We start from the raw sequence: 20032 nt of genomic DNA, 5'->3' as shown, positions 1-20032 counted from the left end.
CCCGGGGAACTGTCGTGATCTCCCGGGGGCCCTTCGTGGTTCGCGTCCGTGCTGCTCAGGCCGGCGCCGGACCGCCGAGCTCGAAGTCGGCGAAGTCGAAGCCCGGTACGACGACGCAGCTGACCAGCACGGCTTCGTCGACGGGGCGAGCCGCCTGCCAGGCACCGGCCGGCACGAGCAGCTGGGGTCTCTGTCCGGCTGCGAGGTCGGAGCCGAGGATCGTCTCGGCAGGCTCGACGACCGGGTCCACCGGGTCGTCGCTGATCCACAGGCGCAGCGGCCCGCCGCGGTGGTGGAACCAGAGCTCGTCGCTGGCGACCCGGTGCCAGGCCGAGGAGTCCCCGGGTAGGAGCAGGAAGTAGATGGCCGTGCCCAGCGACCGGGTGCCGGCCGCCGTCTCGGTGGTCGCGTCGTGCCGGTAGGTCTCGGCGTACCAGCCACCCTCGGGGTGCGGCTGGAGATCGAGGTCGGCGGCCCAGTCGGGAAGGTCGGTCACGGTGCTCCTAGGTGGTGGCGTCGATGATCCAGGGGAGGTCGAGGCCGAGCAGGACGGCGTCGGCGGTGGCGAACTGGTGGCCGTCGATCTGGGCCTGCGCCAGCAGCATGCGGTCGAACGGGTCGTGCCCCTGCAACGCAGGAATCGTGGTGAGCCCGTTCGCGTGATCCTCGGTGAAGGCAAGAGGCCGGATGCCTTGCTCGCGCACCAGGCGCGGGAACTCGGACGGCACGGTGACCTTGCGGCGCTGTCCCTTGACGGCCAGCTCGACGTAGCTGATCGCGGACGCGAGCACGCCGTCCGCCTGCCGGATGGAGTCGGTGGCTCGACGCCCGACAGGGCGTACGCCGGTGACGACCCAGAGCAGGACGTGGGTGTCGAGGAGGATCACGCCGGGAAGATCTTGTCGTTGAACATCGCCGCGACCTCCGCATCGGCCTCCGGGCTGAACGCGGACTCGTCGTACTCGACGAGGTGCGCGAGCCCGCCCCAGACGATGTCGACCTTGGGCTTCACCGCCGACAGCTCGGCCACCGGCTTGCCCGCACGCGCGATGACGATCGTCTCCCCGTTCTCGACCCGCTCGAGGAGCTTGGAGAGGTGGGTCTTCGCCTCGTGGATGTTGACCATTGCCGTCACGGGTTCAGCATAGGACTTAGTCCGACTTAGTCCACAAGGTTCTGCACAGGTGTGGATTGCGCTCATCTCTAGAACAGGTTCTAGTTCTCCTGCTACCGTCCGAGGCAGCGTCCGCCCGATCCCAGGAGAACCTCATGTCCGACCCCCGCGTCGTCGTCATCACCGGAGCCGGTTCCGGCATCGGGTACGCGACTGCCGAGCTGTTCCGCGACCTCGGCGACAAGGTCTACAGCCTCGACATCAAGGGCACCGGGCCCGAGGGCACGACGTTCGTCGAGTGCAACGTCGGTGACCGCGCGTCGGTGAAGGCCGCGATTACCGGGATCGGTGACGCCGAGGGCAAGATCGACGTGCTGGCCAACGTCGCCGGCATCGTGCAGTTCGGTCGCTTCGACACGATCACCGACGACGAGTGGGACCGCATCCACGCCGTCGACCTCAAGGGTCCGTTCATGGTCATGCAGGAGGCACTCCCCTACCTGCGCAAGACCCGTGGCGCGAACATCGTCAACGTCTCGTCGGTCGCCGGCCGGGTGCCGCAGGGCTACACAGTCGGCTACTCCGCCGCCAAGGGCGGACTGACCCAGATGACCCGGTCGCTGGCGCTCGAGCTCGCTCCCGAGCGGATCCGCGTGAACGCGATCTGCCCCGGCACCGTCGACACCCCGATCGTCTCCGAGGTCGCCGAGAAGTACCCGGACGACCTGGACCCGCGGGTGGCTGACCGGCTGATGATGATGCTGCCCGGTCGCGCGATCGCGCCGGCCGAGCTGGGTGCGTCGATCGTCTACCTCGCGTCGCCGGCCGCGCGCATGATCACCGGCTGCGTGCTGGCCCACGACGGCGGGATGAGCTGAGTCCCGGTTGATCGAGCGTAGTCGAGATCATCGAGGTCTCGACTACGCTCGACCACCCGGGCGGCCCCGGTCGTCGAGCTTGCCGAGACGCCCTGACGTGTCTGCCTGACTAGTCGGTCACGCCCTCGAGGGCGTCGAACTCGAGCGCGTCGTGGGCGCAGAAGATGGTGACCTCGTTGCCGTGGTCGGCGTGCAGAGACCGGATCCGGTCCTGGTTCGCGAGCCGCGCCTTCTTGTCCATCTGGACCGCGCTCTGGAAGATCGAGAGGCCGCTGGGGCAGGTCGGTGGGGTCTGCTTCTCCCCGTGGTTGAAGTAGGAGTCGCCGGCATGCAGGAACCACCCGCCTGACGGACGGCGTACGGCGACCGCGACGTGCCCGCGGGTGTGACCACGCGTCGGTACCAGCAGCAGGTCCTCGCTGACCCGGGTCACCGACTCGAACCCGAACCAGCTCTCGCCCCCGGCGTCCACGTCGTGCACGACCCAGCTCGGGCCGTGCGCCCACTGCGCCTCGATGTAGCGGTTCTTCTCCTTGGCCGAGGCCCGCTTGCGGGCGGCGTCGAGCTCGTCGGCGAAGACGTGCACCCGCGCTGTCGGGAAGTCACCGATGCCCCCGGCATGGTCGAGGTCGAGGTGGGTGAGGACGACGTCCTTCACGTCCTCCGGCGCGTACCCCAGCGCGCGCACCTGGGCGACCGCGGTCTCGCCCGGGTCGAGCGATGCCCCCATGAGGGCGATGAACGCCTTGCCCATCCGCTTCTGGGCGAGGTCCTCGGTGCCGAAGCCGCTGTCGACCAGCGTCAGCCCGTCCGGCCCTTCGATCAGCAGGCAGTGGCAGACCATCCGGTCCGGGGTCAGTCCGAACGGTGCCCGCGGGGCCATGGACGCACAGTTGAGGTGCCGGATCAGGGAGGTCACGCGGAGATCCTCGCACCCCACCCGTAGGCTGACCAGGTGTTCACGACCCTGCTTCGTCCGAAGTTCTGGGCGGGGCACCTGGCGATGATCGTCTGCGTCTCCGCCGCCGTGGGTCTGGGGATCTGGCAGCTCGACGCCTGGCACACCCGCCGCGCGGACGCCGCCCGCGACATCTCGAACCTCAAGCCCGTCGGGCTCGGCACGGTCATGGACGGCGACAGCTCGTTCCCGGGTCGCTCGGTCGGCCGCCCGGTCAGCTTCGCCGGGACCTGGCTCGCCGACTCCACGCTCTACATCGCCGACCGGTACGTCGGGAAGAAGCGCGGCTACTGGGTGGTCACGCCGGTCCGGGTCGACGGGTCGCAGTCGGTGATGCCGGTCGTGCGCGGCTGGTCCGCGAAAGCCGAGTCCGTCGCCCCGACCGGACCGGTCGAGGTCACCGGGTGGCTGCAGGCCAGCGAGGGCAGCGGTCCGGTCGACGACGACCCGCACGACGACGTCATCCCCATGATGCGGCTGGCGAGCCTGGTCGAGCACGTCGACGCCGACCTCTACAGCGCCTACGTCGTCGCACGCGACGTCACCGGGCAGGGCGGCCCGGAGGCCGGTGGTCTGCGTTCGGTCTCGGCCGCCGCGGTCCCCGACGTCTCCGGCTTCACCGCGCTGCGCAACCTGCTCTACGCGATCGAGTGGTGGGTCTTCGGGGCATTCGCGTTCTTCGTCTGGGCCCGCTGGTGCGCGGACTCGTGGAAGGACGAGGGCGAGTCCGAGGTCGACCCCGCTGCAGCGGCGGAGGTGGAGCCCGCGTGAGCGGCCTCCTGGTCGCCGGCACCACGTCGGACGCCGGCAAGAGCATCGTCACCACGGGCCTCTGCCGGGCCCTGCGCCGCCGCGGGATCGACGTGGCGCCGTACAAGGCGCAGAACATGTCGAACAACTCGATGGTCTGCGCCGATACCACCCTCGACCGGTTCAGTGAGATCGGGCGGGCGCAGTGGATCCAGGCGCGCGCTGCCGGCGTCGAGCCCGAGGCGGCGATGAACCCGGTCCTGCTCAAGCCCGGTGGTGACACCCGCAGCCACGTCGTGGTGATGGGTCAACCTGCCGGGACCCTTTCCTCCACGAACTGGGAGGACGGTCGGGTCGAGCTCGCCCGGGCCGCGCACGCGGCGTACGACGACCTGGCCTCGCGCTTCGACGTCGTCGTCGCCGAGGGCGCCGGCAGCCCGACCGAGATCAACCTGCGCGCCGGCGACTACGTCAACATGGGCCTGGCGCGGCACGCCGGGCTGCCGACCGTGGTCGTCGGTGACATCGACCGGGGCGGGCTCTTCGCGGCGCTGTTCGGCACCGTCGCCCTCCTCGAGCCGGCGGACCAACGACTGATCGCCGGCTTCGTGGCGAACAAGTTCCGCGGCGAGCTGTCCCTGCTCGCGCCGGGCATCGACGAGCTGACCCGGCTGACCGGCCGCCCGACGTACGGCGTGCTGCCCTGGCACCCCGGCCTCTGGCTCGACTCCGAGGATGCCCTGGACCTGGACGGCCGTCGGGCCCGCACCGGCGAGGCGCTGCGGGTCGCCGTGGTCCGGCTGCCGCGGATCAGCAACTTCACCGACGTCGACGCGCTGGGCCTCGAGTCCGACCTGGACGTCTTCTTCGCGACCTCGCCGCGCGACCTGCTCGGTGCTGACGTGGTCGTGCTGCCGGGGACACGCGCCACGTTGTCGGACCTCGCGTGGCTTCGCTCCCGCGGTTTGGACCAGGCGATCTCGACCCACCAGGCCGCTGGTCGCGCGGTCCTCGGGATCTGCGGCGGCGCCCAGATGCTGGGGACCCGCATCGAGGACCCGGACGGGGTCGAGGGCAAGGCCGGCGCGTCGGTCGACGGGCTCGGCCTGGTCTCCGCCACCACGACGTTCGGCGCGGACAAGGTGCTCCGGCTGCCCGAGGGGACCGGACTGGGGCAGCCGGTCTCCGGCTACGAGATCCACCACGGGCGGTTCAACGTCGCCTCGGGGGACGCCTTCCCGGGCGGGGCGCGCGTGGGTGCCGTGTTCGCGACGATGTGGCACGGAAGCCTGGAGAGCGACGGGTTCCGCCAGGCCCTGCTCGCCGAGGTCGCCGCGGCGTCCGGTCGGGTCCGGTCGCCCTCAGAGGTCGTGTTCGCCGAGCGGCGCGAGGAGCGGCTCGACCTGCTCGGCGACCTGGTCTCCGAGCACCTCGACGTCGACGCGCTGCTGGACCTGGTGACGAGCGGCGTCCCGGCCGACCTGCCGCTGCTGCCGCCAGGGAGCCAGCGCTGAGGCTGGGCGTCTCGGCAGGCTCGCCGACCGGGCTTGGCTCGGCCCGGTTCAGCAGACCGGACCGGCGTCGGGCATCGCCCGGCTGATCAGGTCTGAGAAGGCCTCCCGCACGTCGCACCCGCAGGTGACGGTCCTGGCGAAACCGATCCGGAGGTCGTTCTGGATCCCGCAGTGCCGGATCCGCAGGACCAGGCCGTAGCGGTCGATGCCCAGCGCTCGCACGTCCTCGGGGTCCTCACTCCACCCGAGGTCGAAACGAGCCAGCCCGACGAGGAGCTCGCCGTGGTCGGCCTGCAGGTGCGGGAGCCACTCGGCCTCGTAGCCCAGCAGGGGGTCGGGGAAGGCGCACCGGTACTCGTCGATCCCGATCTGGCGCGCTGCCGGCTGGGAGTCGTCGGTCTCGCAACGCCACGCGAGTGCGACCCTCTCGGGGACCAGCTGGACGAGCCGGGTCGCCCCGTCGGGCTCCTCGGAGCCGGTCAGGTGCAACCGCATCCCGGCCGGCAACGGCTCGGCGACGTCGAACACGCGACCCGACAGGGTGACCTCGCCGCGGATCCGATCTGCCTGCGGCACGGTTGCCACGTCGACCACGGTGGCGGTGATCTGGTGGTCGTCGAGCTTCTCGGCGAAGTCGGCGGGCGCCTGGAACAGGACCGACCCGTCCGGGACGACGCCGTGGCGGTGCACGTCGAGGGTCAGCTCGGGGGAGGCGACCCGCAACGTGGTCGCGGTCGCCACGACCGTGCGTGCCCGCTCTGCTGGGGAGAGCGCGGGCAGGTTCGTGGACAGGGCCCCTCGGCGTTCCTGGAATCGACGCATGAGGTAAGGCTAACCTAACCTCACAAGCGAGGCCAGGGTCAGTAGTTCCACCCGTGCAGCGCGAGCGCCGCCGTCGCGACCACGATCGCGACGCCGACCAGCTGCAGGCGCCAGGTCGTCGCCGGCCTGGGCTGGTCGTCGTCGGCGAACACCTGGACCGACGCGAAGATCGCAGGCAGCACGGCCGCCGCGACGAACGCCGCCTTGAGCTTGTTCAGGTCGCCGTCCGCCTTGCTGATCGCGAAGGCGACTACCAGGCTGCACCAGACCACGAGCACCAGGACCTGGGTGAGCCCGGCCGGCAGTCCGGAACGCAAGGTGGGTGCGAGGGCGCTGCGGGAGCGGACCGCCGCGAGCAGGTCCGGGACCGCGAACAGCAGCACACCGACCCACAGCTGCCAGCAGGAACCGATCACCGCGATGCCGACGAGGGCGAAGAGAGCGGTGCGCACCAGGAAACCGAGCACGAGCGCGGAGGTACGCGGCTCGGGCATGTCCTCGAAGACCTCGGTCGCGCGCAGACGCTCCGGGTAGGCGACGTCGACCAGCCACCCGAGCAGCACCCGGCCGGCGACGGCGAGGCCGGTGATGACGGCGACGCTCGAGGCGTCCGCCGGGAGACCGGTCCCCGTCCCGGCGATGACGTCCATGCCGGCGGCGATCCGCTGCGCGAGCCAGCCGCAGACCAGGGCTGCGATGACGACGTCAGCCAGGCGGTCCCAGCGGAAGCGCCAGCCCTGGCCGGCGCGCCGGATCGGTCGCAGCAACGAGGCGATCAGCGGCAGTCCGGTCCACAGGAAGCCGAGCACGATCACCACGCCGATGCCGTGCTTGTCGAGGTTGCCGGCGACCCCGACGGTGAAGGCGAGGCTGGCCAGGAAACCGGCGGAGGCGTCCAGGGCGCCGAGCACGATGATGCCGACGAGGATGCCCAGAGCGGGCGGGACGGCCTGGCCGCCGGTGTCCTGAGCGCCGGCGATGCCGAGCGCGACGCCACCGATCGGGAACAGCCACCACAAACTGCCGAGCATGGCGCGGATGCCGACACCGTCGACGGAGAGCCGGCCGAGGAACGGGCTGAAGCGGGCCACGACCGGCGGCGCCGTACGGCTCCAGAAGTCGGTGGCGTCGGTGCCGAAGGCCGCCCAGGTGGGAGACTGGTCACCCCAGCCGACCGTCTCGAGCTCGGACTCCTCACCCGGGTTGCGACCGGTGAAGGACGCCGAGGATGCCGGCCGTACGCGCGAGAGGGCACCCGGTCGGGAGAGCGAGAGGACCGCGAGCGCGAGCACGAGCAGCTCGAGCAGGTTGTTGAGGCCACCGGAGATCGGCTTCTCGACCTCGGGCTCCTCCGGCTCCTCGGGGGTGACCGGCGGCTGCTCGACCTCGGGTGTCGGCGTCGCGCTGGGCGTCGGGGTCGGGGTGGCGCTCGGCGTGGGAGCTGCGGTGACGGAGAAGGCGAACGACGCCTCGGGAGAGACACTGCCGGGATCGCTCGGGTCGACGACCCGGGCCACGATCGTGTGCTTGCCGGTCGCCAGCACGTCGGTCAGGCGGCACGACCAGGCACCGGATCCCGACGAGGTGCAGGTGGCCGCCGGGTTGGACCAGTTCCGCGATCCGGACGGGTCGACCAGCAGCTGGACGGTGAGGCCGCCGGCGCTGGTGCGGCCCTTGATGGTCAGCGGCTGCTTCTTGGTGCTGACCTTCTTGGGGCTGGAGAAGCTCGGCGTACCGGGGGTGCCCTTGCCGACGACGTTGATGCTGGTGCTGGCCGACCGGGACCCGCCGCCACCGCTCTCGGTCACGGTGATCCGGTGGGTGCCGGAGGTGCCGCCGATGTCGGCCGCGGCGCGCAGGCTGCAGGTGAAGGAGGTTCCCGAGGTCGAGCAGCTGCTGCCGCTCTGGCCGGCCACGACCCCGCCGTTGGAGGTGACCCGGGCCCGGACGCCGAAGGCGCCGCCGTCGAAGTTGCCGCGGACGGTGAAGCTGCCGCCCTCGTTGACCGATCCGGAGGTCCCGGTGATGCGGAACCGGCTGGAGATGCTGCCGCTGCCCGAGCCGGTCCGGGTGGTCGAGCCGCTCTTCGCCGTGGCGGTCACGCGGATCGACCCCAGGCCGAGGCGGCCGCTGCCGAGCGTGCAGCGCCAGGTGCCGAGGCCGTTGATCGCGCCCGCGGGCCTGCAGGACATCGAGCGGGTGCCGATACCGGAGTTGGTGATCTTGGCGGTGAGCTTGCTGTTGTCGAGACGGTTGAAGACGGTGACCGTGTACGGGCGGGGCTGGCTGGAGTAGCTGGCCGACTTCACCGAGACGACCGGGCTGTCGCCGGCGGCGGTGGAGGCGGCGGGCAGGCCGAGCACGACCAGCGCGGCCAGGAAGACGCCCGTGAGCGCTCGCTTCATCGGATCCCTTTTTCGTTTCGGTGGTCGTCCGGAGCCCCGAGTTGCGGCCAGACACAGTGATCTTCCCGTGTCTTGCGTCGAATTCTGGAACTTTCGCCCTTTCGTGACGCAAGTAATCAACTTGTTCTGTGTGGGTTGCACCGCTGAGGATCGGGTGCATGCAGGCACTCGCAGACCTCTCCTGGCCGAGGTCGACGGCTCGTCTGGAGCTGCGCCCCGCGACCGCCGACGATCTGGACGCACTGTGGAAGATCCGTCGGCAGCCCGTCGTGGCGACCTGGATGACGCACCTCTCCGACCGCTGGGAGGACTTCCACCGTCGCGCCCAGGAGCCGAGCTGGTTCCCGGCGACGTTGGTGCTCGAGCGCGACGGCACGGTCATCGGGGACCTGATGCTGCGCATCGAGAACCCGTGGAGCCAGGGCGAGGTCGCCGAGCAGGCCGTCGGCGTGCAGGCCGAGATCGGTTGGTGCCTCGACCCGTCTTTCCAGGGTCACGGCTACGCCACCGAGGGGGTCGCCGAGCTGATCCGGATCGCCTTCGAGGACGTCGGCCTGCGCCGGGTGACCGCGCTGTGCTTCAGCGCGAACGAGCCGTCCTGGCGGCTGATGGAACGGCTCGGGATGCGGCGCGAGGCGCACAACGTGCGCGATGCCCTGCACCGCAGCGGCGAGTGGATGGACGGGTACCTCTACGCGCTCCTGGCCGAGGAGTGGCGGTCTCGCCAGGACCCGCAGCCCCGGGGCTGAGGACCGCCCGAGTACCTTCGGGGCGTGAAGAACAACCTGCTGGTCTACCGCGTCCTGGCGAACGTGGTCGGCGTCCTGCTCATCGTGCTCGTCCTCGTCGGGCTGCCGCTGAACGAGCTGCACCGGGTCAACCCGGCGTGGTTCACCGAGGGGACCGACGCCCAGCAGGCCGGGGACTGGATCTCCAGGACGCTCGGTGTGGCGCACGGCTGGCTGTACATGCTGTTCCTCTTCGCCGCGTTCGCCCTGGCGCGTCGGGCGAAGTGGCCCGTCGGCTTCACCGTGACGACGCTGCTCTGCGGGACCATCCCGATCCTGTCGTTCTGGTCCGAGCGCCGCGCGGCGCGACGGATCGAGGAGGAGTTCGCCGAGGAGCTCGCTGCCTGAGGCTGGCCCAGCTCAGTCCCCGCTCAGGCCCGGCTCAGCCCTTGCGACGCCGGGTGCCTCCCCACAGGCCGACCCCGATCCCGACGACCGCGCCGCCGAGGCCGATCAGCTGCCCCGACCGCGACATCTGGTCGTGCACCCGGACCCCTCCGAGCAGGTCCGCGGCGTCCGCACCTCCCGAGGCCAGGAACCAGCCACGGGTGTCGCGCCCGCGCAGGGCTGCGTGGATCAGCAGCCCGCCGATGAGGGCGTCCCGGTACCCCATCGAGTGCAGCAGCAGGTACGCCGTCGGCTTGGGAGGGGGTTCGGGGTCGCCCCAGAACTTGTTCGCCGGCTCGGGTGCGACGAGGAACGAGACCCCGGAGGCGAATCGGATGGTGCCGGCGGTGAGGGCGGCGTAGTCGACGGTCATCGATGGATCGTAGGGCGATGACCGACGCTGCGGAAGGTGTTGTCGGTTTCACACCAGCTGGTGTGAAACCGACAGATCAGCCCGTTGCACCGTGCAGTCGAGTCAGGATCGTGCAGGTGAGCGGCTCAGCGACCCTTGCGCAGCTTGCGATCGGCCGTGTCGGTCATGACCTCGTCGAAGAACGACGTCAGCGAATCGGTCGGCGGCTCGGGGATCGGGGTGACCTCGTTGTCGCCGGCCCACGGCTCCTCGACGATGTCCTCGAGCGGCTGGGTCGCGGTCGCGGCCTCGCTCACCGGGTCGGGCGTCGGCTCGGCTGCGGGCTCAGCTTCGAGGACCGGTTCGGGCAGCGGCTCCGACTCGGGTACGACGGGAGCGGGCTCGGGGGCAGGCTCGGCTTCGGCGACGGGCTCAGGGACCGTCGTCCCAGCCGCTGCGGGGCTCTCGGTCTCGAGGCGCTCGAGGGCCTCGGGCTCGACGACGGGATCGGGGGCGGGCTCGGCAGCGGGCTCGACCGGCGCAGCGGCGGCGGCAGCGGGGGCGGGGTCGGCGGAAGCCGGGGTAGCAGGTGCGGCCGGGCGCGGGGCGGGCGATGCCGTCGGCCCGGAGGAGCTCGAGGAGGACTTCGCGGCCTTGACCGCCGCCGCTCCGAGGCCCAGCAGTGCGGCGAGGACGAGCTTGCGACCGCGGCGGCGCTTGCGCGGCTTGCCACTGATCAGCTCGCTGGCCTGAGCTGCCAGAGCCTCTGCCTTCTTCGATGACCGCCCCATGGTTCCCCTCCGGTGTTCGTGGCTTCCTCGCCTCGATCATGCCTGCCCCCCGCGGAGATGAAAACCTTGGGGTCCGTGGGAGGATCTGGACGAGATTCAGCCAGTTAGTACCCCACATCTTGGAAGGCGACCCATGTCGGACCTGAAGGCCACGCTGCACACCAACCGCGGCGACATCGTGATCAACCTGCTCCCGAACCACGCTCCGAAGACCGTGGAGAACTTCGTCGGCCTCGCGGAGGGAACCAAGGAGTACAACGCCGACGGTGGCAAGACCGGCAAGTTCTACGACGGGCTGGGTTTCCACCGCGTCATCGACAACTTCATGATCCAGGGTGGCTGCCCGCTCGGCACCGGCACCGGTGGCCCCGGCTACCAGTTCGCCGACGAGTTCCACCCCGAGCTGGCCTTCACCAAGCCCTACCTGCTGGCCATGGCGAACGCCGGCCCGGGCACCAACGGCTCGCAGTTCTTCATCACCACGGCGCCGACCACCTGGCTGAACAACAAGCACACCATCTTCGGCGAGGTTGCCGACGAGGACAGCCGCTCCGTGGTCGACGCGATCGGCACCACGCCGGTCGGCGCCGGTGACCGCCCGATCGACCCGGTCATCATCGAGTCCGTCGAGATCACCCGGGGCTGATTGTCCCGACATGAGCGACCCCACGACAGCCGCGCCGGTCTGCTACCGGCACCCGGACAGGGAGACCTGGATCCGGTGCCAGCGTTGCGACCGACCCATCTGTCCTGACTGCATGAACTCGGCTGCGGTCGGGTTCCAGTGCCCCTCCTGCGTCAAGGAGGGTGCCAAGCAGACGCGGACCGGCCGGCTGCCGTACGGCGGAGGGGTCAGCGCCAACCCGGCGTTGACCACCTTCGTCCTGATGGCGATCAACCTCGCCGTCTGGATCTCGATCGCCAGCACCGGCGGATCCGGATCCTCCGTCGTCCAGAAGCTCGCGCTCCTGCCCCAGGGCGCGCTGTTCCAGGGCAATGACGGAGAGATCGTCAGCGTGCAGGGCGTGGCGGACGGCGCGTGGTGGCAGATCGTCACTGCCGGCTTCACCCAGGTAGAGGTCTGGCACATCGCGGTCAACATGATCAGCCTCTACGTCGTCGGCCCCCAGATCGAGGCGATCCTGGGCCGCACCCGCTTCCTCGCGGTCTACGGCATCAGCCTGGTCGGTTCCTCCGCGGCCGTCATGCTGCTCTCCGACCCGAACAGCCTCACGGTCGGAGCCTCCGGCGCCCTCTTCGGCCTGATGGGCGCCCTCCTCGTCATCGTCCTCAAGGCGAAGATCAACGCCGGCCCGATCATCAACGTCATCGGCATCAACGTCGTCATCACCGTCGTCGGCCACGGCTTCATCTCCTGGCAGGGCCACCTCGGCGGTTTCGTCGTCGGAGCAGCCGTCACCGCCGCCCTCGTCTACGCCCCTAAGGCCAACAGAACAGTCATCCAGACGGCCGGCCTGCTAGGAATCACCGCAGTGGTCGTCGCCCTGGTCATCTTCAGGGCCGCAGCACTCGCGTAAACCCCCATCCTGGTGCGCCGCGAGGCGGCGACGACGGCCAGGGCCCGGAGCGGCCAGCATCAAGCCGACGCGTGGCGCCGCACGCAGTGCCGTGCGCGCCACCGCCTGTAGCGGCGACTCGGGCCGGCAGCTGGCGCGAGGAGCACTGTCAGGCGCCGCCGCACCCCCAGCCGCCAAAGCCGCCCGCAGGGCAAATCCCCCTGAAAACCACGAAAGGTTGTCCCCAACCTGGGGACAACCTTGTGGAGAACTACAACGGTGTCATTCCCACTTGGTGGCGAACGTGAACCCCACCGCCATGAAGGCCACACCGACCACGAGGTTGAGCTGGTCGAGCTTGTCCATGACCGGGACGTGCGCGGTCGCGCTCTGGGCGACGAAGTAGTACGTGACGATCCAGGCGAGGCCGATGAGGAAGCAGCCGAGCATGCCGATGACGACGCCGCGGCCGCGGCCCAGCGGAGTCTTGGGGTTCGCACCGACGATCAGGCCGAGGAAAGCGAGACCGAAGCCGATGGCGTAGTTCCACCGCTTGATGTCGGACATCCACTCGAACGGGGTGTCCGGCTTCTTGGTGCCCAGGCTCTTGCTCCACTCCGCGGCGTCCATGGCCTCGTGGGTGTAGAAGGTGATCCACGCGATTCCGGCGATGACCAGGAGGACTGCGACGACGCAGCGCACGATGGAAGTCTCGTAACCGCTGAGCGTGACAGTGGGGTTACGGGCGGCGGGCTTGGACACAGCAAGGCTCCCAGGTCAGGACGAGAAGATTCGAGTACGTCGGTTAGCGTAGTCACCGCCGGCTCACTTGTGGGGAGCGGCCAGGTAATCACGTGTTTCGGAGCCGGTGGGAGTGTGGTCCAGTGCGAGCGGATCGTGCGACCAGGCTCGCGTCGCTGGAGCGCTGGCGGGACCTGTTCCGGATCCGTCTGCGCGGGCGGTGGCGCCCGGCCGCCATCGCCATGTTCGTGTTCGCCGGCGCGCTCTTCGTGACCACCTCCATCAACTCCAAGGGCCTGGACCTGCGGGAGTCGAGCATCACCGACCTCGACCACGTCGTGCGCTCCGAGCGGGACCATGCCAAGGACCTCCAGGACCGGGTCGCCTCGCTGAACCGCGAGGTGGGCTCGTTGAGCCGCCAGGTCAGCAACACCCGCGTCGAGCAGCTGCAGGCGGAGGTCGACGAGCTCCGCGATCCCGCAGGCTTCTCGGCCGTGAACGGACCGGGGCTGACGGTGACGTTGACGGATGCTCCGAAGAAGGAGATCGACGCCGCCAACGCGGACCCGAACGACGAGCTGACGCCCGACGACCTGGTGGTGCACCAGCAGGACATCCAGGCGGTGGTGAATGCGCTCTGGGCCGGGGGCGCCGAGGCGATGACCATCCAGGGGCAGCGCGTGATCTCGACGACCGGGGTGAAGTGCGTCGGCAACACCGTCGTGCTGCACGGCGTCCCGTACTCGCCGCCGTACCGGATCTCCGCGATCGGCGACGTGGACGCGCTGCAGACCAGCCTGGACGACAGCGACTACGTGAACGCCTACCTCCAGTTCGTCGACGTGTACTCGCTGGGCTACCAGACGGAGGCGAGCTCGCGACTGGAGTTCCCGGCGTACGAGGGTGTCGCGACGTTGAAGTTCGCGAAGGCGGGCGACGCCCCGCAGCAGGTCCGGGACTAGCCGAGGAGCTTCGTGGGTCACTCGCACGCGCACGCCCACCGGGACGGTCCGGGCGACGTCCCGCTCGCACGCGGACCCGTCCGGGTCCTGCTGGTCTTCCTGGCGCTCGCCGCCGTCGCGACCGTGATCGGGGTGGTGGCGCTCTGGCCGGACACCGGCAAGGTCGACGCACTGCGCGACAAGGCCCAGTTCACCGCGCCCGGCGTGACCTTCGTGGACGCGACCGTCGAGTCGGTGTCCACGACCTGTCCTGACCAGGGCACCGGTACGGGCGAGGGTGCTGACCCGGGCGGGGGTCCCGGGGACGCGCCCTCGTGCGGAACCGTCACCGCGACTCTCGACGAGGGACCGGAGAAGGGTGCCTCCCAGACGGTCGGCGTACCGACGGCGGTGGCCGAGTCAGGCCTGGCCGGGGGCGACCGGGTCCGGCTGGTGCGGGTGCCCGGGGACGCCGGTGCGCCGGCGTCGTACTCCTTCGACGACGTGCTCCGGCTCAAGCCGCTCTGGGTCCTGTGGATCGCCTTCATCGTCGTGGTGGGTCTGGTGGCGCGACTGCGCGGGATCCTGGCTCTGGTCAGCCTCGGCTTCGCCGGGTTCGTGCTCCTCAAATTCATGCTGCCCGCGCTGCTCTCGGGTTCCTCGGGGATGGCGGTGTCGCTGGTGGGGTCCGCGGCGATCATGTTCGTCGTCCTCTACCTCGCGCACGGACCGTCGGCGCGCACGAGTGCAGCCCTGGCCGGGACGCTGCTCGGCGTCGGGGTCACCGCCGCGGTCGGGGAGATCGCGATCGGAGGCGCCAACCTGTCCGGGTTCGGCGACGAGGGAGCCGCGCTGCTCTCGGCCTTCGCGAGCACGCTCTCGTTCCAGGGCATCTTCACCTGCGCGCTCGTCGTCGCCGGTCTGGGCGTCCTCAACGACGTGACGATCACCCAGGCCTCCGCGGTCTGGGAGCTGCGCGAGGCCGGCCCCGAGCTCAGCCGCCGCCAGCTGTTCACCAGCGCCATGCGGATCGGGCGCGACCACATCGCCTCGACGATCTACACGATCGTGTTCGCGTACGCCGGCAGCGCGCTCGCCGTGCTGATGCTGCTCTCGCTCTACGACCGCCCGGTCTTCGACCTGCTCTCGACCGAGACGCTGGCCGAGGAGGTCGTCCGCACGCTCGCGAGCGGCATCGGTCTGGTGCTCGCGGTCCCGATCACGACCGCGATCGCCGTCGCGACCGTCGCGGGACCCGCAGCGCAGGGTGGTCGAGCGTAGTCGCGACCCCGTGCGTCACATGGTCTCGACTGTCCGCTCACTCCGTTCGCTGCTCGACCAGCCGACCGTCTAGGGCACCGGCAGGGTCGGGTCCTCCGTCGGCGTGTTCGTGGGCGGCGGCGGTTCGACGTACGTCGAGACCTGGATGAAGATCGGCGTCTTCACGTCCTGCTTCGTCCCGGCCGGCAGGGTCTGGAAGAGGACCTCGCCGGCGGGGTGCTCGGCGTCGCCGGCAGCCGGCTGCACGGTGACCTTGAAGCCGGCTTCCCGCAGGATCTTCTTCGCGTCCTCCTCCGACAGTCCGACCACGTCGGGGACGACCGGCGGGCCCTCGGAGACCTTGAGCGTGACGGTCTTGCCGAGCTCGAGGGTCTTGCCGACCTCCGGGCTGACCCCGACGACCTCGTCGAGGCGCTCGTCGCTGGTCTGCTTGACGGTCTTGATCTTGACCACGAAGCCGGCCTCGCGGAGCGCCGCCTCGGCAGCACTCTTCGTCTGGCCGACGACGGGCGGGATGGTGGCGGTCTCCGGCGGGGCCTTGCCCTTGGAGACGACGAGATCGACCGAGGTCCCCGGGGCGACGAAGCCGTCGCTGGCCGGGTCGGGGTCCTGCGAGAGGACGTTGCCCGCGGGCTCCTCGTCGTTGAACTCCTGGGTGATCTCGCCGACCTCGAGCCCGGCGTCGGTGATCGCCTTCTCGGCCTCGACCTGGGTCATGTTGGTGACCCGCGGCAGCGAGACCTCCTCGGGGCTGTCGTTGCCGAGCACGTCGCGGAGCATCAGGCCGCCACCGATCAGCAGCGCCAGCACGATGAGACCGATGATCACGTACGGCGCGACCTTGCGGCGCTCGGGCTCCTCGGTCCACTCCTGGGCACCGGGCACCACCGAGGTGGCCGCGGTGTCGGTCGGCAGCGTCGCGACGACCGGGACCGGGGGCGTCACCGGGACGGGCGGAGCCTGCACGGGACGCCCGGCCAGGAAGCGGTCGACGTCCTCCTTCATCGCGGCGGCGCTCTGGTAGCGGTCCTCGACGCGCTTGGCGAGCGCCTTGGCGACGATCTGGTCGACCTCGGGCGGCAGGTCCGCGTCGAAGGACGACGGGGCAGGAGCCTGCTCGCGCACGTGCTGGTAGGCCACGGCGACGGGAGAGTCCCCGACGAACGGCGGTCGGCCGGTGAGCAGCTCGAAGAGAAGGCAGCCGGTCGAGTACACGTCCGAGCGGGAGTCGACGGTCTCGCCGCGGGCCTGCTCCGGCGACAGGTACTGGGCGGTGCCGACTACCGCGGCGGTCTGCGTCATCGTGCTCTGCGCGTCGGCGACGGCGCGGGCGATGCCGAAGTCCATCACCTTCACGTCGCCGGCCGGCGTCAGCATGACGTTGCCGGGCTTGATGTCGCGGTGGATGATTCCGGCGCGGTGGCTGTAATCGAGAGCGCCCAGCGTCCCGGAGGTGATCTCCAGGGCGCGCTCGGGCAGGATCTTGCGCCCCTCGCGCAGGATCTCGCGCAGCGTGCGACCAGCGACGTACTCCATGACGATGTAGGGCTGCGCGACCGGCTGACCGGTGGCGGCGTCGTCGGCCATCTCCTCGCCGGTGTCGTAGACCGACACGATGGCGGGGTGGTTCAGGGACGCGGCCGACTGGGCCTCGCGGCGGAAACGGGCCTGGAAGGTGGCGTCACTGGCGAGGTCGGTGCGCAGCCTCTTCACGGCGACGGTACGACCGAGCCGGATGTCGGTGCCCTTGCGGACCTCCGCCATGCCGCCCCTGCCGAGCAGTTCGCCGATCTCGTAGCGCCCGCCGATGCGGTGTGGCTCAACCATCGAGGTGTCCCCTCATTCGTTCCTGTGCGTTCACATCATGACGGAGCCGTGGTCGGCTCTGCCCCTGCTGGTCGGTGTGCGGCTGGGTCATCGATCGAGCACCGCTTCCATGACGGCCTTGGCGATCGGCGCGGCGAGGCCGCCACCGGAGATCTGGTCGCGCTCGACGCCGGCGTCCTGGATCAGGACGGCCACCGCGACGCGTGCGTTGTCGGCCGGCGCGAACGAGGTGAACCAGGCGTACGGCGGACGCTTCGGCGCACTCTGCGCCGTACCGGTCTTGCCGGCGACCGCGATGCCCGGGATGCGGGCGGGGCGGCCGGTGCCGTTGTCGACGACGGAGACCATCATCTCGGTCAGCTTGCTCGCCACACCGGCGGAGATCGCCTGCGGTGAGTCCGGGTTGAGCGGCTCGGGGTTGAAGCCCTTGATGACGTCGAGGTCCGAGGACAGGATCTCGTTGACCAGGTACGGCTTCATCACGCGTCCGTTGTTCGCGATCGCCGCCGAGACCATCGCCATCTGCAGCGGCGTCGCGGAGACCTCGAACTGGCCGATCGCCGAGTACGCCGTCTGCGGTGCGTCGACCTTGGTCGGGAAGATGCTGGTGACCTGGGAGGTCAGCGGGTCGTCGAGGTCGGTGAAGTAGGACTTCTTGTTGAACCCGAACTTCTCGGCCTGCTCGCGCAGCGCGTCCGCCCCGAGCTTGAGGCCGACCGAGCCGAAGGCGACGTTGCAGGAGACGTCGAGCGCGCGGGTCAGCGTGATCTTGCTGGCACCGCAGGAGCCACCGTTCTCGTTGGGCAGGTTCTTCGAGGTCAGCGGGAGGTCGAGGGACGCGCCACCGGGCACGAGGCTGTCGGGCGTGAACTTGCCGCTGGACAGGGCCGCCGCGGCGGTGACGAGCTTGAAGGTGGAGCCCGGGGGCAGCCGCTCCTCGATCGCCCGGTTGTTCAGCGGCACCAAGTCGTTCTTGAGCAGGCGCAGGTAGGTGGCGTTCGCCTTCGGGAAGTCGTGCGTCGCGAGCCGGTTCGGGTTGAAGGTCGGGCTGGAGACCATCGCGAGGATCTTGCCGGTCGACGGCTCGATCGCGACGACGGCGCCGCGGACGTTGTTGCCGAGCTTCTTCAGGCCCTCGTACGCCGCCCGCTGCGCAGCCGCGTTGATGGTCAGGCTGACGTTGCCGCCGGCCGGCGGCTTGTTGGACAGGATGTCGCCGACCCGGTTCACGAAGAGCTCGGGCGACTCCCCGGTCAGCACGCTGTTCTCGCTGGCCTCGACCGCACCGATCCGGCCGCGCGCGAAAAAGCCCGCCACGTGGGCGTACTCGGCACCGAACCGGTAGGTGCGAAGGTACTTGAACTCGTCGTCGCTCTTCTTGCTGTGCGCGACTGCCCGGCCGTTGACCAGGATGTCGCCGCGCGGGGCGGAGAAGGCAGCGTTGGAGACCCGGGCGTTGTTCGGGTGCTTGGTCAGCGAGGTGAGGTCGTCGGCCTTGAAGAACTGCAGGTACGTCGCGTTGGCGATCAGCGCGAGGAACAGCACCAGGCAGCCGGTGGCCAGGTTGCGGATCGGTCGGTTCATCGCATGGTCACCACCTGGGTGGAGTCCATGTCGTCGTCGGACTCGCCGAACTCCGGCGGAGGTCGCCGGGCCTGGTCGGAGATGCGCAGCAGCAGCGCGATGATCACCCAGTTGGCGACCAGGCTCGAACCGCCCTGGGACAGGAACGGCGTGGTGAGCCCGGTCAGCGGGATCAGCTTGGTGACGCCACCGATGACGACGAAGACCTGGAGTGCGAGCACCACACCGAGACCGGCCGCGATGAGCTTGCCGAAGTTGTCGCGGCAGATCAGCGCCGTGCGCAGGGAGCGCTCCACCAGCAGGCCGTAGAGCAGGATGATCGCGACGACGCCCGTCAGCCCGAGCTCCTCACCGAAGGACGGCAGGATGTAGTCGGAGTAGGAGAACGGCGTCTTCTGCGGGGAGCCGAGACCGAGGCCGCGGCCGGTCAGCCCGCCCCAGGCCATGCCGAACATCCCGTTGATGATCTGGGTCGCGTCGTCCGGGTGGGCGAACGGGTCCAGCCAGTACTCCACCCGCTGCTGGACGTGGCCGAGGAACGGGTAGGCCAGCGTCGCGCCGGCCGCGAACAGTCCGCCTCCGACGAACAGCCAGCCGGGACGCTCGGTGGCGACGTACAGCATCACCAGGAACATCCCGAAGAACAGCAGCGAGGAGCCGAGGTCGTTCTGGAAGACCAGGATCGCCAGGCTGATCCCCCACATCGCGAGGATCGGACCCAGGTCGCGACCGCGCGGAAGGTCGATGAACAGGAACCGGCGACCGGCCAGCGCGAGCGCGTCGCGGTAGAGCACCAGGTAGCCGGCGAAGGCGATGACGAGCAGCACCTTGGCGATCTCACCGGGCTGGAAGCTCAGTGGTCCGAGATGGATCCAGATCCGCGCGCCGCGGATGTTCGTACCGAGACCGGGCACCAGCGGCAGCAGGAGCAGCACGACCGCGGAGAGGCCCGCGGTGTAGGTGAAGGCCTGCAGCCGGCGGTGGTCGCGCAGCACCACGAGGACGGCGATGAACAGCATCACGCCGAGCGTCATCCAGATCAGCTGGCCGGGGGCGAACTCGCGGGCGTCGGAGTTCGCCGCCTTCCGGGCGATGTCGATGCGGTGGATCATCGCCAGGCCGAGGCCGTTCAGTGCCGCGACGACCGGGAGCAGGATCGGATCGGCGTACGCCGCCTTCCACCGGATGGTCAGGTGCGCGGCGACGATCAGCGCGGTCAGCCAGCCGCCGTAGGTGTAGATGTCAGCGGGCACGTGCCCCTGGGCGCCGAGCCCGACGCACGCGTAGGCGCCGATGCCGACGGCCAGGCTGAGGACGAGCAGGAACAGCTCGGCCCCGCGGCGCTGGCGGTGGACGAACTCCATCAGCGGGCCCTGTCGGGG

The 20032-nt window shown here is 70.1% G+C and carries 21 protein-coding genes; 9 read left to right on the top strand and 12 right to left on the bottom strand.

Translation table 11 applies throughout. The features are described 5' to 3' along the window. Nucleotides 1–55: 55 nt before the first annotated feature. From ABIE44_RS09330 to ABIE44_RS09320, 3 genes are read right to left on the bottom strand one after another with little or no spacing between them, the layout of a single operon-like run. A complete protein-coding gene (locus ABIE44_RS09330; protein ID WP_209719074.1) occupies nt 56–496 on the bottom strand; it encodes a cupin domain-containing protein in 441 nt (146 codons plus the stop codon). Nucleotides 497–503: 7 nt separating this feature from the next. Then, nucleotides 504–887, bottom strand: a complete 384-nt coding sequence (locus ABIE44_RS09325) for a type II toxin-antitoxin system VapC family toxin (RefSeq protein WP_209719077.1) — start codon at nt 885–887, stop codon at nt 504–506. After that, on the bottom strand, nt 884–1126 hold the full coding sequence (locus ABIE44_RS09320; RefSeq protein ID WP_209723444.1) for a type II toxin-antitoxin system Phd/YefM family antitoxin: 243 nt from the start codon (nt 1124–1126) through the stop codon (nt 884–886). Before ABIE44_RS09320 ends, ABIE44_RS09325 begins: the two co-directional genes overlap by 4 nt. A 143-nt stretch (nt 1127–1269) precedes the next feature. On the opposite strand from ABIE44_RS09320, the gene ABIE44_RS09315 reads away from it, so the two are divergent. Continuing rightward, a complete protein-coding gene (locus ABIE44_RS09315) occupies nt 1270–1992 on the top strand; it encodes an SDR family NAD(P)-dependent oxidoreductase (RefSeq protein ID WP_209719080.1) in 723 nt (240 codons plus the stop codon). A 109-nt stretch (nt 1993–2101) separates the two neighbouring features. On the opposite strand, the gene ABIE44_RS09310 is transcribed toward ABIE44_RS09315, so the two are convergent. After that, complete coding sequence (locus tag ABIE44_RS09310; protein ID WP_209719083.1) at nt 2102–2911, bottom strand: MBL fold metallo-hydrolase; 810 nt, start codon at nt 2909–2911, stop codon at nt 2102–2104. Nucleotides 2912–2947: 36 nt separating this feature from the next. Here ABIE44_RS09310 and ABIE44_RS09305 point away from each other — a divergent pair, with 36 nt between their 5' ends. Both ABIE44_RS09305 and ABIE44_RS09300 read left to right on the top strand, forming a co-directional pair. After that, entirely contained in the window at nt 2948–3721 is a 774-nt protein-coding gene (locus ABIE44_RS09305) for an SURF1 family protein (RefSeq protein ID WP_209719086.1), read from the top strand. Continuing rightward, nucleotides 3718–5214 carry a cobyric acid synthase gene (locus tag ABIE44_RS09300; protein WP_209719089.1) on the top strand — a complete coding sequence of 499 codons (1497 nt, stop codon included), beginning with the start codon at nt 3718–3720 and terminating at the stop codon, nt 5212–5214. Before ABIE44_RS09305 ends, ABIE44_RS09300 begins: the two co-directional genes overlap by 4 nt. 48 nt (nt 5215–5262) lie before the next feature. Here ABIE44_RS09300 and ABIE44_RS09295 read toward each other — a convergent pair whose 3' ends face one another. Together ABIE44_RS09295 and ABIE44_RS09290 are read right to left on the bottom strand one after the other, a co-directional pair. Further along, complete coding sequence (locus tag ABIE44_RS09295; protein ID WP_209719092.1) at nt 5263–6036, bottom strand: DUF2470 domain-containing protein; 774 nt, start codon at nt 6034–6036, stop codon at nt 5263–5265. A 38-nt stretch (nt 6037–6074) separates the two neighbouring features. Then, entirely contained in the window at nt 6075–8441 is a 2367-nt protein-coding gene (locus tag ABIE44_RS09290) for an Ig-like domain-containing protein (RefSeq protein WP_209719095.1), read from the bottom strand. 158 nt (nt 8442–8599) lie between these two features. Between ABIE44_RS09290 and ABIE44_RS09285 the strand changes: the two genes are divergently transcribed. Both ABIE44_RS09285 and ABIE44_RS09280 read left to right on the top strand, forming a co-directional pair. Further along, nucleotides 8600–9190: a GNAT family N-acetyltransferase gene (locus ABIE44_RS09285; protein ID WP_209719098.1), complete on the top strand. Its 591-nt coding sequence runs from the start codon at nt 8600–8602 to the stop codon at nt 9188–9190. A 24-nt stretch (nt 9191–9214) separates the two neighbouring features. Beyond that, nucleotides 9215–9577 (top strand): DUF3817 domain-containing protein, encoded by a 363-nt coding sequence (locus ABIE44_RS09280; protein WP_209719101.1) that lies wholly within the window; start codon nt 9215–9217, stop codon nt 9575–9577. A gap of 34 nt (nt 9578–9611) precedes the next feature. Here ABIE44_RS09280 and ABIE44_RS09275 read toward each other — a convergent pair whose 3' ends face one another. Both ABIE44_RS09275 and ABIE44_RS09270 read right to left on the bottom strand, forming a co-directional pair. Continuing rightward, complete coding sequence (locus tag ABIE44_RS09275; RefSeq protein WP_209719104.1) at nt 9612–9989, bottom strand: DUF4267 domain-containing protein; 378 nt, start codon at nt 9987–9989, stop codon at nt 9612–9614. 125 nt (nt 9990–10114) lie between these two features. After that, nucleotides 10115–10759, bottom strand: coding sequence for a hypothetical protein (locus tag ABIE44_RS09270; protein ID WP_209719107.1), 645 nt, complete (start codon nt 10757–10759; stop codon nt 10115–10117). Nucleotides 10760–10892: 133 nt separating this feature from the next. Between ABIE44_RS09270 and ABIE44_RS09265 the strand changes: the two genes are divergently transcribed. Further along, a complete protein-coding gene (locus ABIE44_RS09265) occupies nt 10893–11405 on the top strand; it encodes a peptidylprolyl isomerase (RefSeq protein ID WP_209719109.1) in 513 nt (170 codons plus the stop codon). 112 nt (nt 11406–11517) lie between these two features. Continuing rightward, nucleotides 11518–12297 carry a rhomboid family intramembrane serine protease gene (locus ABIE44_RS09260; protein WP_209719112.1) on the top strand — a complete coding sequence of 260 codons (780 nt, stop codon included), beginning with the start codon at nt 11518–11520 and terminating at the stop codon, nt 12295–12297. A 261-nt stretch (nt 12298–12558) separates the two neighbouring features. On the opposite strand, the gene ABIE44_RS09255 is transcribed toward ABIE44_RS09260, so the two are convergent. Then, nucleotides 12559–13038 (bottom strand): cell division protein CrgA, encoded by a 480-nt coding sequence (locus ABIE44_RS09255; protein ID WP_354437963.1) that lies wholly within the window; start codon nt 13036–13038, stop codon nt 12559–12561. Between the two features lie 122 nt (nt 13039–13160). On the opposite strand from ABIE44_RS09255, the gene ABIE44_RS09250 reads away from it, so the two are divergent. Continuing rightward, nucleotides 13161–13979, top strand: a complete 819-nt coding sequence (locus ABIE44_RS09250; RefSeq protein ID WP_209719115.1) for a DUF881 domain-containing protein — start codon at nt 13161–13163, stop codon at nt 13977–13979. Nucleotides 13980–13991: 12 nt separating this feature from the next. Continuing rightward, a complete protein-coding gene (locus tag ABIE44_RS09245; protein ID WP_354437962.1) occupies nt 13992–15239 on the top strand; it encodes a YibE/F family protein in 1248 nt (415 codons plus the stop codon). A gap of 69 nt (nt 15240–15308) precedes the next feature. Here ABIE44_RS09245 and pknB read toward each other — a convergent pair whose 3' ends face one another. The 3 genes from pknB to ABIE44_RS09230 form a co-directional block, all read right to left on the bottom strand. Beyond that, nucleotides 15309–17066: a Stk1 family PASTA domain-containing Ser/Thr kinase gene (gene pknB, locus ABIE44_RS09240; RefSeq protein ID WP_209719118.1), complete on the bottom strand. Its 1758-nt coding sequence runs from the start codon at nt 17064–17066 to the stop codon at nt 15309–15311. A gap of 87 nt (nt 17067–17153) precedes the next feature. Further along, nucleotides 17154–18650, bottom strand: coding sequence for a peptidoglycan D,D-transpeptidase FtsI family protein (locus tag ABIE44_RS09235; protein WP_209719122.1), 1497 nt, complete (start codon nt 18648–18650; stop codon nt 17154–17156). Continuing rightward, nucleotides 18647–20014 (bottom strand): FtsW/RodA/SpoVE family cell cycle protein, encoded by a 1368-nt coding sequence (locus ABIE44_RS09230; RefSeq protein ID WP_209719125.1) that lies wholly within the window; start codon nt 20012–20014, stop codon nt 18647–18649. Before ABIE44_RS09230 ends, ABIE44_RS09235 begins: the two co-directional genes overlap by 4 nt. Nucleotides 20015–20032: the final 18 nt, after the last annotated feature.

Origin of the sequence: Marmoricola sp. OAE513 (assembly GCF_040546585.1) — a bacterium.
In the GTDB taxonomy this organism is placed as follows: Bacteria; Actinomycetota; Actinomycetes; order Propionibacteriales; family Nocardioidaceae; genus Marmoricola.
Note: the sequence above shows the minus strand (reverse complement) of the source record. Positions and strands in the feature narration are given on the sequence as shown.